Raw genomic sequence first — 13530 nt, 5'->3', positions numbered from 1 at the left:
ATATTATGAATGATCACCCGCCTATACCGGACCAGGATGCCTGGAACGCGTGGAGCCCTGCCCAGTTGTCACGGCGACTGGACGGTGTATCGAGGCCATGGTGCGTTGTTGGCGGTTGGGCTCTCGACCTGTGGCTGGGCAGCAAGACACGCGAGCATGATGATCTTGAGTTCACGGTCCTGCGTGAAGATTTGGGCATCTTTCGCCGGAAGCTGGGTTACATGGCGTTCTACACCGTCAACGATGGCGTTATCGAGCCGTTACCGGCGGATCGGGATCCGGCTCCCGAGATTTTCCAGATCTGGTGCTTCGATCGCGCTGCCGGATGCTGGCGCGCCGATATGATGATCGAGCCGGGAACGAATGACACCTGGGTTTACAAGAGAAATCCGGAAATGACGCGGCCCCGTATCGAAATGGTGTCGCTGAGCGCTGACGGCATTCCTCACCTTAATCCCTCCGCCGTGCTTCTGTTCAAGGCGAAGCACAGACGCACCAAGGATGAGGAAGACTTCGCAAGAGCCCAGCCAGGGTTACCTCTTTCGGAACGACAATGGCTCAAAGACTGCCTTAACCGCCTTCACCCGGGTCACGATTGGATACAGGCGCTGTGATCTCAGGCCGCCTTATTGTGGTCTCGTTCGAAATTCGAAAATAGCATTTCAGGTTCGAGGCGACTGAAATGCCCGCGTGATCCGTCGCAGCACCGCGTTCGCGTGATCGCCCGTGACCGCGGAAATCATTACCACATTCAGCTTTGAGAGCTGTGGGAGCAGGCCGTCCCTCACCTCACGCAGACCGGCAGGCGCAACACTTCGCGCCAGCAGTGCGACGCCGATCCCGGCTTCGGCAGCCGCCCCTACCGCCGTTGCCCCAGTTCCAACGAATACCTCCCGCCATGCGATGTCCGCCGCCTCCAGCGCCCGAAGGGCCATGGCCCGCAAATTGCAGGGTTCGGGTTGCAGCACCAGCGGCACCGGCGCGTTCGAAGGCAGATCAAAATCCGCGCTGCAATACCAGCCGAAGCTTTCCTGAAACAGCAGCTCGCCATCCCGGCGGATATCATCATGCCGCAACACGACGATCGCGTCGAGCTCGCCGGCATCGTAGAGTTCAAGCAGGGTCCGGGTGCCGGCCGTGCGCAGATGAAGCGTAACGCTCGTCTCGCGCTCGCTGATCACCCGGAGTATCCGAGGCAGGTCGGCTCCAATCAAATGATGCGTGAAACCGATCGCGAGACGGGTCGGCTCCTGCCCAAAGACATCAAGCGCACGGCGGCCGGCCGCGACATAAGCACGCGCGGGTTCCAGAAAGCGTTCGCCGGCCGTCGTCAAACGCACCCGGCGCGGCGTCCGTTCGACGAGGCGATGCCCCAGCATGTCCTCAAGCCGGCGCAGGCGCAGGGATATAGCGGCCTGTGATGTGTTCATCACCCCTGCAACCCGTGTGAACGACTGCAGTTCGGCAACAAGAAGAAAAGCCTCGACGGCCTCGGGATCCAATGAGCGCATGTTTCGCATAACAAGCTGTTATCGCTGAAATGTGCAAGCCCCTAATTCTATCTGATAGTCGCGAGCGCTATTGCACGAAAACCCATGATAGGAGCTTTTCGTGTCGTCACAGATTTCCTCGCCCACGCCCGCCACCGACAGCCGGATCTGGGCAGTCCTTGCCGTGGCAGTCGCGACGCAAACCGCGGGCTCGTTCGTATCGCAGGGAATTTACATTCTCGTGCCCTTCTGGCGGGAAGCATTCGGTATTTCGCTCGCATCCGCATCACTGGCCGTGACCGTCATGAACGGTGTTCAGATCGTGACGATGTTCACGCTCGGCCGCGCCATCGACATTCACGGCGAGCGCCGCATCGTCGGCATTGCCATGCTCGGCATGGCGCTCGCGATGGCTTGCGCGGCGGCATTCGCAAACAGCCTGCCCGCGCTGCTTTTGTGCATCGCATTTCTCGGCGGCACCTATGCTGCGGTCCAACCGGGCGGCACGCGGGCGATCATGCGCTGGTTCCCCCCCGCCAAACGTGGCATAGCGACAGGGTTTCGGCAGGCCGCGGTTCCTTTCGGAACCATGATCGCAGCCGCCCTCCTGCCATTCATGGCGGTCCGTTACGGCTGGCACGCGGCGGCATGGCTCTGCGCCGGTGTTTCCGTCCTGGGCGCCGTACTCTTCTGGGGCCTCTATCGCGAAGGAGGCGATGTCGCCGCTAAAACCGAGCGCCCGCTTCCCCTGGGAAAACTTATCCACGAGGTCGGGCGGAATTCGAGCTTCTGGCCCGTATTGCGGCTTGGTATCGCCATGTCGGCATTTCAATTCACCCTCACCGCACACATCATCGGCTTCATGGCGGATGGGCTGGGGCTTGGCCTCTTTGCCGCATCGTCCATGTTTGCCGCAACACAGCTTGCCGGCATTCCCGGCCGGATTCTGCTGCCATGGCTCAGTGACCGCTTCCGACCCGGACTGCGCACCCAATCGTTCGGCCTGGTATCCGTTATTGCCGCAGGCGCTGCCGCAATCCTCGCGGCTCTCCCCATCGGCACTGCGCCAACCATTGTCCTCTTCGTGCTCGCCGTGCTCGGAATATTCGGGATCGGGTGGTTTCCGCTTTACCTTCTGCAAATCGCCGAAAGTGCGCCGAAAGGTTCGATAGCATCGACAATTGCCTTCGCTTCCACCATCTGTTTGGGGGTCATGGCAATCGGCCCCTACATATTCGGTCTTCTGGTCGATCATTTCGGCTATGGGGCGGCATGGTCCGCACTGATCATGCCTGTCGTTGTGACAGCGCTGCCCCTGGCAATCTCATCGCCGCGCCTGCCGAAGGCTCAAATCGGCTCCTCATGAAACGGGAGAGGCGCGGCGGCAATCGAGTGACATCTACCGTCTGGGAAACCTATGCGGCCGCCGCCTCGACACCCTGTTCGAAGTCGTGCAGATGAAGGGAGATTTCAAAGCCCCGGCGTTTCAGCCAATGGGCAACAACACGCGCGCGGGCGCCCAGCAGATCATCCACCAGAATGACCCGTGCTCCGCGCACGGCAATGGTGCGATAGGCAACGCCGAGAAGCTGGCCGCCTTCCGAGGAAATCGAACCTTTAAGGTGGGAGGCTGCGAATTCTTCCGGTGTTCTCACATCGAGAAAATAGGTCGTTCGCGCCGTGTCCCGCAGCCATGTCTCGGCCGTGGCGCGATCGATGAACTGCAGGTCGTCTTGCCGGGAGAAGGTCTCCAGACGCGCCTTCGCGATATTTTTCGCATCATCGCTGGCGGGCGGATATGTTTGCGAACGCCCCGTTTCCAGCTCAAACCCGTCATCCGTCCAGCCGCGCGTGCCATCGTGCAAATAGCTGACATCGTTTTCAACACCGGCGTCGATCAATGTCTGCGCCCCGAGGATTGCGCGGGGAAGGCCCGCGCAGGAGACGACAACCCTTTTGTCGGGTGACGGCACGAGGTCGGAAAAACGCAGCAGAAGTTCGGCACCGGGTACGCCGATGGCGCCCGGCACATGCGCCTTTTCATATTCCGCTATTGTGCGGGTGTCGATGACGACAACATCCTCGCCGGCTTCCTGCCACGCCTTCAGTTCACGGGCGAAAACCACTGGCGTGTTCTTTTCGCTTCTCACCTTCTGGACGAAAGGAACGCCGGGAATATCGAATGTCGGCAAGGCGTCAAGGCCGCCCTCGATCCATGCCGGAATTCCGCCGCGCAGAAAGTGAATATCGCTCCAGCCCCTGGCGGCAAGCCGCTCCGCCCCCTGCTCTGCGCTTCCCTTGCCATCATCCACCAGAACGGTTCGCACGACAGGGCGCGGAATGAAACGGTCGATTTCCGCATCCAGCCTTTCAGCCGGAAGGTTGGTCGCAAACAATGGGGAAGCATATCCCACCTCTTCTGTGGGGCGAATGTCGAGAACGGCAAGTTCCTTGCCATCTGTCAGCCACTCGATGAGGCGGTCTTTGGTTACAGCATTTACGGACATTGCATATTCTCCTGACAAATTCTGGTTTCCACATCGGGTTTCAAGCGGTCGGATCGAGCCATAGGTCGCCGAAACTCCAGTTCAGCCCCTGCGCGCCGGTGACGTAGTTCCTGACGCGCCTGTGCGCCACGATCTGGCTTCCCGCCGCCACAAGATCGACGGAGGCGACGTCGTCATGGATGAGATGCTGGAACCTGCTCCAGGTCACCCAGCGCTTCTTCGCATCGGGCTCGATGGCCGCCGCCTCCAGAAGCGCATCCGCCTCCGGATTGGCGTAGTTGGCCGCGTTGGAAAAGGGTAGTCCGATCTTGAAATTCTTGCTCCAATAGGCCCGCTGGATGCCGAGCGACGGATCGAACGTGTTGGAAAGGGATTCCACAACCAGATCAAAGGCGCGGTCCGTGTAGACCGTCTTCAGATAGGTCGGCAGGTCGTATTTGCGGATTTCGACGGCAATGCCGATCTTTTCAAGCTGGCTGCGAAGGACGTCGGCAAAGCCGGGCGTCAGATAGGAATTGTAGGTCAACCGCACGGGAAAACGTTTGCCGTCTTCCTTGCGGGGATATCCCGCCGCATCGAGCAATTTTTCCGCTTCCCTGGGATCATAGGCATGGGCCTTGACGGATGCGTCATACCAGTTCGGCAGGGCGGTGCTGACGGGGCTCGGCGATATCTGCGCATAACCGAAGAGCGCCACATTGACGATTTCATCGAGGTTGATCGCCTTCGCAATGGCCAGGCGGACATCTTTCTTGCGGAAGATTTCATTATCGTAGTTGAAGAACAGCTGCTGCTGCGGCCCCGCATAAGCATAGGTGTTCGTGTCCAGGACGAGATCAGGGTTCTGCTTCAATCGCTCAAGGTCTGCCAGCGGCACCGGGTTGTCGCCAATATCGACTTCCCCCGTCTCCAGCGCCACCGCCCGCGCGGCCGGGTCGGTGATGATGCGCAGAATGATGCGATCGAGATAAGGTTTGCCGGCATCCCAATAGTCGGGGTTTCTATCGAAGATCAGATGACTGCCCGGCGTCCACTCCGTCAGCCTGAAAGGACCGGTGCCAATCGCGGTCTGCAATGTCTGACCATCGGCCGGTTTCAGCTTTTCGAAAATATGCTTCGGCACGATCGGCGATTCCGAACTCGATTGCGCGGCAATCAGAAACGGCGCCGGTTTGGACAGCACGATAATGGCGGTCAGGGGATCCGGCGTCTCCACCGCCTCGACGTTCTGGTAGGTAATGCGGCCGCGCGGATGGGCTTCCTTCAGACGGAAAATCGAAAAGGCAACGTCTTCCGAGGTAAAATCCTCACCGTCATGCCATTTCACATTCGGCCGGAGTTTGAACGTATAGCGCAGGTGATCATCCGAAACGGACCATTCCGTTGCCAGCAAGGGCCGCGGATTGAGGTCGAAATCGAATGTCAGAAGACCTTCAACGATCTTCGGGCCGATCGCCTGCCCCGTGCCTGACGATGTGTTGATGGCGAAAAGTGCGTTGCCGGGATCGACACGATAGAGCAGCTTGAGCGTGCCGCCGGAGACGGGCCGGCTCGCATCGTCACTTGCGGCGAATACCGAACCCGGCAGGGCCGTTCCTGCCGTTGCCAGAAGAAGCATCTTGTTGAACTGGCGGCGTCCTATCGTCATGAAAATCCCCGTTTGAAAACGTCGTTTCGATAGTGAAAGCATCGGGGCAAAGTGGCATGTTCTTAAGAAGAAAATTCTTCTCGACCATCAAAGAAAACATTTCTTGCAGAATTTTATTCCAATACGTATGCAGCCAGGCACCAAAATTTGTGCTGAATAATTGCGCTACCTTGGACCGCCGTTGCGTTTCTTCCCAACATGGCGAGATAAAAGGAAATCTCGACAGCACGACTCCCGGACGTCTTATGGAAATGTTGTTTCCCTGAAAAATCGCCAATGAGTAAGACATTGCTCGGCACAGGCACCGGCAAAGCATATCAAGTGGAAGGCATCTCAACCTTTCCGACCTTCATCCGGGCCTGCCCCCACTCCCAACATTACGGAGCTACACACGATGACCCTCTCCAGTCCGACCACCAAACTGGAAATCCCGCAGCAGCGTGTTGAGGCCCGCTACGGAACACAGGCCGATTTTTCTCCGCCTTTCTGGAATGACACGATCGACGCCTTGCTGAACCATCGCACCGCCCGCGCCTATCTGCCGAAAGCTCTGCCGGAGGGCAGCCTGGAACTTCTGGTCGCAGCCGCACAATCTGCGCCCACATCCTCCAATCTTCAGGCGTGGAGCGTGGTGGCGGTGCAGGACAAGGAGCGCAAGGCACGTCTGGCGGGCTTCACGGGCGGCAACGCCCATATAAAGGATGCACCTGTTTTCCTCATCTGGCTTATCGACCTGAAGCGGCTGCGAACGGTCGCTTCCAACCACGGCAACAGCGGAGAAGGGCTGGATTATCTGGAAAGCTTCCTGATCGGCGCCATCGATGCGGCGCTGGCCGCGCAGAACGCCGTTGCCGCAATCGATTCACTCGGTCTCGGCTCCTGCTACGTTGGCGGCATTCGCAACAGGCCGGAAGACGTATCCCGCGAACTGAACCTGCCTCCCGAAACGATTGCCGTCTTTGGCCTCACCGTGGGTTATCCAGACCCGGCCGTGAAAACCGACGTCAAACCGCGCCTGCCCCAGTCATCCATCTTGTTTCATGAAACCTATTCGGAGGCCGCACGGGATGATCTTGATTCCTATGACGCGGTCTTGAAGACGTTTCAGGAAAAACAGGGCCTGCCGCAAAACGGCTGGACAGCACCCATTTCCCAGCGTGTCGAGAACGCCGCCGCGCTCAAAGGCCGCGCGGAACTGAGCCAGACATTGCGCCGTCTCGGTTTCGGCATCAAATAAACTGTGTTGCAGCTGCCCGCATCGAACGCAGACGCGCGCCTGGCTCGGCGATAACGGACCGCCTGCCAGGGGCAGCGCAATCTCTCCCGAAATCGCCGATTTCGGGAACTGATTTTCTACAAAATTAGTAGATATAGAATGACCGGTCTTCCTTCAAACTGCTCGCAGGCTTTACGATCTGTCCCAGAGTGCTTTTGAACCGTGTGTTACCGCGATCCTCAATTGCTATCCGCACAGAGCGCCGAACCTATCAGCAGCCAAGCTCTCCGGGAAATCCGGAGCGCGAAAAAGACAAGACGAGAAACGACAGATGCCACGTTACGTTATCATCGGCGCCGGTGCGGTGGGCGCGAGCCTTGCAGCGCAGTTCGCACTCTCAGGCATTGACTATGCGCTTTTCGGACGGGGCGCCCAGATCAGCCATATCAGGCAGCATGGCCTCACCTTTCAGCGCCCCTCGGAGACGCGGCAGATCGATTTGAGGGTTTTCGACCTGACAGATATTCCGGAATTGACGCCGGATGATGTCCTCCTGCTCACCGTGAAAGCGCAGGATGCCGTCAGCGCGCTCGCCTTCTGGTCCTGGCAAAGCATCTCGAACACAACGACACCGGCGGCGGCAAATCTTCCGATCGTAACTTTTCAAAATGGACTGGCGACCGAAGCAAATGCCCTGAGAACATTTTCCAGGGTCTATGGCGCAAGCATTCTGACCCCGGCGCGGTTCACCGAAACCGGCAAGGTGGTGGTTGGCGGCGAGCCGCAATTGGGCATCGTGACAGTCGGGCGCTTTCCGCTCGGACAGGATGACGTGACCGCGCAGGTCACGGCAGACCTGAACAGGGCGGGATATCTTGCCGAGCCAAGCGACGATATCCGCCGATGGAAAGCAGCAAAGCTCCTTCACAACGTTCGCAATGCCCTGGAACTGTTCGACGGTCCGGCCGATCTGAACGACAGGATCAGCGCGGCGCTGGTGGATGAGGCGCGACATGTGCTGGAAGCGGCAGGCTACACCCTTGCCTCGCCCTCCGAGCGAAGCCTCGACATCTCGAACTGGCGGGTTGCGCCGAACAGCGGGATTCATCCGGGCCAGCAATCGACCTGGCAGAGCTTCAGGCGCGGAGCCTCGAGCGAAGTGGATTTCCTCAATGGCGAAATCGTTCTGCTGGGCCGGATTCACGGCGTTCCGACGCCCTATAACGAAGCCGTGCAAACGCTTGCCGGAAAGCTGGCACATCAGGGCGGGTTTTCAAAGCCGCTGCCGCTCGATGCGATCACGTCTCTCATCGCCGCCCCGGACCGGGCGGCGCATGCCAGTCCTGCCGTCACTTCATGACCGGCAATCCGTATCAGCGCGACTTTTGAAACGACAGTGTGAAACGATAATGCGAGAAGCCATATCAGACCATATCCTCACCGCCGCTGGCACACTCTTCTATCGCGAGGGCATCCGGGCTGTCGGCATAGATCGTATCATCGAAGAAGCGAATGTGGCGAAGGCGACGCTCTATCGGCATTTCCCGTCGAAGGATCATCTCGTTGCAGCCTATCTGGAGGCGCGTCACGAGCGGGTAATCCATTCGCTCCATAAAGTGCTGGATGCCGACATGACTCCGAAGGAGCAAATCCGGTTGATCTTCGAGCAACTCCACGAAAAGGCCGATAGCCCGGATTTTCGCGGCTGCGCCTTCGCTCTTGCGGTTGCGGAACATGGCGAGTCCGAACGCGTCGTGGTCGTTGCGCGTGCCCATAAGGCGAAGGTCAGGGACGTGTTTGCCGCTGTCCTGGCAAGAGCCGGCAGCACGGTGGAGATTGCCTCTGCCCATCTGTCGCTTCTCTACGAAGGGGCACTGGCAACCGTCGCCGTCAGACGCGATCCCAAAGCAGTGCTGATTGCGCGAGACTGTGCTCTCTCCGTCTTCGACACGGCCGCCGCCTCCACCAATCAACCCAACTGAAAGCAGCAGACAATGACAAAGACGATCGATTATTTTTTCAGCATCGGCTCCCCCTGGGCCTTCATCGGTCTTGAACCGTTTGCTGTGCTGGCGAAAGAACAGGGTGCCACGATCCGCCCTCATGTCATTCCGCTGATCGAGGAGAACGGCGGCATTTATTCACGAAACCGCCCGGAGGCCAGACGCGCCTACTGGATCAGGGATCTGAAGCGCTGGGCGGCATTGCGCGGAAAAGTGCTCAATTTCGACAATCGCGCCGCTCTCTCGGATCCCGCACCCGCCGGCCTGATAGTCGCGGCGGCGATCGAGACAGGCGATGACTGGCTCAAGCTGGCAGCTGCGCTTCAGGAGGCCTTCTGGGTTCGTGGTGAAGACATCGGCAACGCAGATGTCCGAGGGGCCATTGCGACAGCCGCAGGCTTTGATGCTGCAGCGCTCGACAACCACGGCCAAAGCGATGCGGTTGCGGCATTGCAAAAGGCCAGCTTCGAAGCCGCCAGGACAGCCGGCGTGTTCGGCGTGCCAACCTATCGCTATCAGGATGAACTCTACTGGGGGCAGGATAGCCTTCCATTCCTAGAGTGTCATCTCAGGGGCGAAAAGCTCGCCGCCTGATATCACCGCCAGATGGCGGAGACAGTCTGGCGTTCCGCCGGGCGCGCGCTTCGCCTTCAACGTTTGTAAGTCTGCCGTGGCATTCCGCTGCCAGGCTCCCACGGAATCTTCTTATGCCTGACCTGTCCTCTTCTCTCATCCAATCCCTGGGGGACCTCCTCGGGGAGCGTCTTTCAACGTCCCTGACATTGCGCGAGCAGCATGGGCGCGGTGAAGCGCATCATGCAGCCGTGTTTCCCGATGCGGTCGCTTTCGCTGAAACCACCTCCGAAGTATCCGAGATCGTGCGGCTATGCGCAGCGGAAGGGGTGCCCGTCATCGCTTTCGGCGCCGGCACTTCGCTCGAGGGGCATTTGACGGCTGTCAATGGCGGGGTCTCGATCGACCTTTCGCGCATGTCGACGATAACCCGTATCAGCAGTGAAGATCTGGATTGCACGGTTGAGGCCGGCGTCACGCGGGAGCAGTTGAACACATATCTGCGAGACATGGGATTATTCTTTCCCATCGACCCTGGCGCAAACGCCTCGATTGGCGGCATGGCCGCAACCCGCGCTTCGGGCACCAATGCCGTCCGCTACGGAACGATGCGGGAAAATGTGCTCGGGCTGACCGTGGTGCTGCCGACCGGTCAGATCATCAGAACCGGCGGTCGCGCCAGAAAATCTTCCGCCGGATATGATCTGACGCGGTTATTTGTAGGCTCGGAAGGAACGCTGGGGATCATCACCGAAATAACGCTTCGTCTCTACGGAATACCGGAAACCATCTCGGCGGCGCTCTGCTCTTTCGAGAGCGTCGAACAGGCGGTGGCATCAGCCATTCAGGTCGTGCAGCTGGGCATCCCGGTCGCCCGCATGGAGCTTATGGACCGTGGCCTGATCAGGGCCGTCAACGCCTATTCCGGGCTGGACCTGAAGATCGAGGACACGTTGGCTTTCGAGTTTCATGGCTCACCCGCCGGCGTTCAGGAACAGGTCGACATGGTATCCGCCATCGTGGAGGAACATGGCGGCAAGGATTTCGAGTGGGCCAATGCACCCGAAGAACGCAATCGTCTCTGGAAAGCGAGACATAACGCGTTTTACGCCGTCGTATCGCAGAGGCCAAACGCCAAAGGCTGGTCATCGGATGTCTGTGTCCCGGTCTCACAGCTCAGCAATTGCATATTAAAGACCCGCGAACTTCTGAAGGATTGCAGCGTGCCGGCGGCTATCCTCGGCCATGTCGGCGACGGCAATTATCATGTTGTCTTTGCGGTCGATCCCGACAATGCGGAAGAGCTCGGCGAAGTGGCGGCCATCAACAAGAAGATGGTGCAATATGCCCTCTCCATCGGCGGCACCTCGACCGGCGAACACGGCGTCGGCACCGGGAAAATCGCTTATCTGCGCGAGGAACATGGCGACGCGGTTGATCTGATGGCGCTCATCAAACATGCGGTCGACCCTGCCGGCATCATGAATCCGGGGAAAATCCTGCCGAAATAGAATTGCCACGTTGCAATCCATGATCGTGAGGCCACGCGATGAATTCCTTCAAGACTCACAGTTCCCACTGGGGTGCATTCTCCGGACGCTTTGCAAATGGGCGACTGGAGATAGAGCCCCACCCCGGTGACCCGCATCCATCACCGCTTCTGGGCAATCTTCCAGCGATTGCCGACAGCCCCGTTCGCATCAAACGGCCTGCCGTCCGGCGGGGCTGGCTTGAACGCGAGACCGGCCACGCGCAGCGACGCGGCGCTGACGATTACGTCGAGGTCAGCTGGGCCGAAGCGACGAAGCTGGTCGCGGATGAGCTGAAAAGGGTCTATGACGGTCATGGCCCGAGCGCAGTGTTCGGCGGCTCCTATGGCTGGTCGAGTGCCGGCCGGTTTCATCACGCACAAAGCCAGATTCACCGCTTTTTGAACGTCCTTGGCGGATATGTCCGGTCCGTCAACACGTATAGTTCCGGCGCTGCCATGGTCATAATCCCCCATGTGCTTGGACCGTATGACAGCTTCGACCGCAAGAGCGTGACCTGGGACGCGATCGAACGCAGCAGCGAGCTGGTGCTCGCCTTCGGTGGAATGGCGATCAAGAACGCCGATGTCCACGGTGGAGGGATCAGCACGCATTCCGTACGGCAGAAACTGGCCGGCGCGAGCGCTCGCGGTGCGCATTTCATATTCATCAGCCCGTTGGCAGACGATTTTCCGGGTGATTTGAATGCCGAGTGGCTTCCCATTATTCCCGGTACGGACGTGGCGATGATGCTCGGGCTTGCTCATGTCCTCGTCACGGAAGGACTGCACGACCGGGCGTTTCTGGAGCGTTATACGGCTGGATATGACCGGTTCGAGAACTATCTTCTTGGCAGGGAGGACGGCCAGCATAAAAGCCCCGAATGGGCGGCCGCGATCTGCAACATTGACCCGGAGACGATCCGCAAGCTGGCGCGGAAGATGGCCGGTTCCAGAACCCTGATCACGGTCAGCCATTCACTGCAACGGGCCGATTATGGCGAACAGCCGGTGTGGATGGGCATTGTCCTTGCCGCCATGCTCGGCCAGATCGGACTGGATGGCGGCGGATTTTCCTATTCCATCGGCGCGTTGGGCAATATCGGCAAGAGCCTGCTCGCCGTTCCCTTGCCAACGCTGCAGCAATTCAAAAATCCCGTGCCGGACTATATTCCCTGTGCGCGCATCGCCGATATGCTGCTCAATCCCGGCACCGAGTTTCATTACAATGGAAACGCACTCCGCTATCCTGATATCCGGCTTGTCTATTGGGCGGGTGGCAATCCGTTTCACCATCATCAGGATATCAACCGGTTGCGGGCCGCTTTCCGGCGTCCCGAAACGATCATCGTCCACGAGTCCGCCTGGACCTCGACCGCGCGACATGCCGATATCGTGCTGCCCGCCACGACCACGCTTGAGCGTGACGACATCGGCGCCGCCGATCGCGATCCCCTGATGATCGCCATGAAGCGCCTGATCGCCCCTGTCGGCGAAGCACGCGACGATTATGAGATATTCGCCGGGATTGCGCGGAAACTTGGCAGGTTCGATGCCTTTACCGAAAACCGCAACAGCAGAGAATGGCTCGCCTTCCTGTACGAAACGACCCGTCAGGCGCTTGCGGCGGGCGGCCGCGACGCGCCCGATTTTGAAACCTTCTGGGAGCGGGGGGAACTGCTTCTTCCGGTTAAACCCGACGATGGTGGCCCGGCGCGCGCTTTCCTTGAGGGTCCCGGGACGAAGCCGCTGCCGACACCCTCAGGAAAAATCGAGATCTATTCCGAAACGGTCGAGGGTTTCGGTTATGAGGACTGCAAAGGTCATCCGCGCTGGTATCCCCCAAGAATGGAGACGCCCGATGACGCCCGCCTGCATCCCCTGTACCTCGTCTGCAATCAGCCATATCAACGTCTGCACAGCCAGCTGGACTATGGCGATTTCAGCCGTTCGACCAAGATCAGGGATCGGGAGCCTGTCCGCATCCATCCGGCCGATGCCGCGGCCCGCGGAATATCTGACGGCGACGTCGTCAGGCTTTTTAATGCGCGCGGCAGCTGCCTCGCTGGCGCCATCGTCAGTGAGGACGTCATGCCGGGGGTGATGCAGCTTGCCACCGGCGCATGGTTCGAGCCGCAGGATTCCGCTGACGACAATGCCATCTGCATCCATGGCAACCCCAATATCCTGACCCGCGACATCGGCACTTCGAAACTGTCTCAGGGTTCGACCGGCCAGATCGCCAGGGTGGAGATTGAGCTTTTTACCGGTGATTTGCCGCCGGTCAGGATTTTCGAAGCCATGACATTTGCCCTGCGTGACACGGCATCTTCGGCGCCGGGCCATCCTCAATCACCGGCGTGAGACGGCAATTTAAGGGCGTCTGAAACACCAATCCAAACTGTCGGCAAAATGGCGATAAAATAATTCACTAAATCGATAGAAAAAGAACAACCAGTCTTTCTCCCTCACGCCTGACTGCTAGGTTATGGGCAAGATGAACACCGCAACGAGGGACCGCGTCATGACTGGAATATGTAGAAGCGGGCGCGCTCCTCAGCCAAG

At 59.2% G+C, this 13530-nt stretch carries 11 protein-coding genes; 8 read left to right on the top strand and 3 right to left on the bottom strand.

From position 1 onward, the window contains the following. The first annotated feature begins 5 nt into the window (after positions 1-5). Positions 6-614, top strand: a complete 609-nt coding sequence (locus tag QRN60_RS12700) for a nucleotidyltransferase domain-containing protein (RefSeq protein ID WP_003504267.1) — start codon at positions 6-8, stop codon at positions 612-614. A gap of 48 nt (positions 615-662) precedes the next feature. Here QRN60_RS12700 and QRN60_RS12695 read toward each other — a convergent pair whose 3' ends face one another. Next, a complete protein-coding gene (locus tag QRN60_RS12695) occupies positions 663-1520 on the bottom strand; it encodes a LysR family transcriptional regulator (RefSeq protein ID WP_031234483.1) in 858 nt (285 codons plus the stop codon). A 91-nt stretch (positions 1521-1611) separates the two neighbouring features. Here QRN60_RS12695 and QRN60_RS12690 point away from each other — a divergent pair, with 91 nt between their 5' ends. Continuing rightward, positions 1612-2856 carry an MFS transporter gene (locus QRN60_RS12690; RefSeq protein ID WP_020813049.1) on the top strand — a complete coding sequence of 415 codons (1245 nt, stop codon included), beginning with the start codon at positions 1612-1614 and terminating at the stop codon, positions 2854-2856. Positions 2857-2905: 49 nt separating this feature from the next. On the opposite strand, the gene QRN60_RS12685 is transcribed toward QRN60_RS12690, so the two are convergent. Beyond that, entirely contained in the window at positions 2906-3997 is a 1092-nt protein-coding gene (locus tag QRN60_RS12685; protein ID WP_020813050.1) for a rhodanese-like domain-containing protein, read from the bottom strand. Positions 3998-4037: 40 nt separating this feature from the next. After that, positions 4038-5645: an ABC transporter substrate-binding protein gene (locus QRN60_RS12680; protein WP_111792877.1), complete on the bottom strand. Its 1608-nt coding sequence runs from the start codon at positions 5643-5645 to the stop codon at positions 4038-4040. A gap of 394 nt (positions 5646-6039) precedes the next feature. On the opposite strand from QRN60_RS12680, the gene QRN60_RS12675 reads away from it, so the two are divergent. The 6 genes from QRN60_RS12675 (at position 6040) to QRN60_RS12650 (ending at position 13329) form a co-directional block, all read left to right on the top strand. Next, a complete protein-coding gene (locus QRN60_RS12675) occupies positions 6040-6882 on the top strand; it encodes an NADPH-dependent oxidoreductase (protein WP_284765577.1) in 843 nt (280 codons plus the stop codon). A gap of 310 nt (positions 6883-7192) precedes the next feature. Continuing rightward, on the top strand, positions 7193-8221 hold the full coding sequence (locus QRN60_RS12670) for a ketopantoate reductase family protein (protein WP_003504255.1): 1029 nt from the start codon (positions 7193-7195) through the stop codon (positions 8219-8221). 49 nt (positions 8222-8270) lie between these two features. Next, entirely contained in the window at positions 8271-8843 is a 573-nt protein-coding gene (locus QRN60_RS12665) for a TetR/AcrR family transcriptional regulator (protein WP_020813052.1), read from the top strand. Between the two features lie 12 nt (positions 8844-8855). Further along, positions 8856-9458, top strand: a complete 603-nt coding sequence (locus QRN60_RS12660) for a 2-hydroxychromene-2-carboxylate isomerase (RefSeq protein WP_111792876.1) — start codon at positions 8856-8858, stop codon at positions 9456-9458. A gap of 113 nt (positions 9459-9571) precedes the next feature. Next, entirely contained in the window at positions 9572-10948 is a 1377-nt protein-coding gene (locus QRN60_RS12655) for an FAD-binding oxidoreductase (RefSeq protein WP_080864581.1), read from the top strand. Positions 10949-10986: 38 nt separating this feature from the next. Beyond that, positions 10987-13329 (top strand): molybdopterin guanine dinucleotide-containing S/N-oxide reductase, encoded by a 2343-nt coding sequence (locus QRN60_RS12650; protein WP_129567332.1) that lies wholly within the window; start codon positions 10987-10989, stop codon positions 13327-13329. Positions 13330-13530: the final 201 nt, after the last annotated feature.

This window comes from Agrobacterium sp. CFBP2214 (assembly GCF_030209895.1).
Taxonomy (GTDB): Bacteria; Pseudomonadota; Alphaproteobacteria; order Rhizobiales; family Rhizobiaceae; genus Agrobacterium; species Agrobacterium radiobacter.
Note: the sequence above shows the minus strand (reverse complement) of the source record. Positions and strands in the feature narration are given on the sequence as shown.

Excerpts from the sequence above, each read along its gene's own strand:
- QRN60_RS12665 (WP_020813052.1), top strand. The coding sequence starts at position 8,271 with ATGCGAGAAGCCATATCAGACCATATCCTCACCGCCGCTGGCACACTC.
- QRN60_RS12655 (WP_080864581.1), top strand. The coding sequence starts at position 9,572 with ATGCCTGACCTGTCCTCTTCTCTCATCCAATCCCTGGGGGACCTCCTC.
- QRN60_RS12700 (WP_003504267.1), top strand. The coding sequence starts at position 6 with ATGAATGATCACCCGCCTATACCGGACCAGGATGCCTGGAACGCGTGG.
- QRN60_RS12695 (WP_031234483.1), bottom strand. The coding sequence starts at position 1,520 with ATGCGAAACATGCGCTCATTGGATCCCGAGGCCGTCGAGGCTTTTCTT.
- QRN60_RS12685 (WP_020813050.1), bottom strand. The coding sequence starts at position 3,997 with ATGTCCGTAAATGCTGTAACCAAAGACCGCCTCATCGAGTGGCTGACA.
- QRN60_RS12660 (WP_111792876.1), top strand. The coding sequence starts at position 8,856 with ATGACAAAGACGATCGATTATTTTTTCAGCATCGGCTCCCCCTGGGCC.
- QRN60_RS12650 (WP_129567332.1), top strand. The coding sequence starts at position 10,987 with ATGAATTCCTTCAAGACTCACAGTTCCCACTGGGGTGCATTCTCCGGA.
- QRN60_RS12675 (WP_284765577.1), top strand. The coding sequence starts at position 6,040 with ATGACCCTCTCCAGTCCGACCACCAAACTGGAAATCCCGCAGCAGCGT.
- QRN60_RS12680 (WP_111792877.1), bottom strand. The coding sequence starts at position 5,645 with ATGACGATAGGACGCCGCCAGTTCAACAAGATGCTTCTTCTGGCAACG.
- QRN60_RS12670 (WP_003504255.1), top strand. The coding sequence starts at position 7,193 with ATGCCACGTTACGTTATCATCGGCGCCGGTGCGGTGGGCGCGAGCCTT.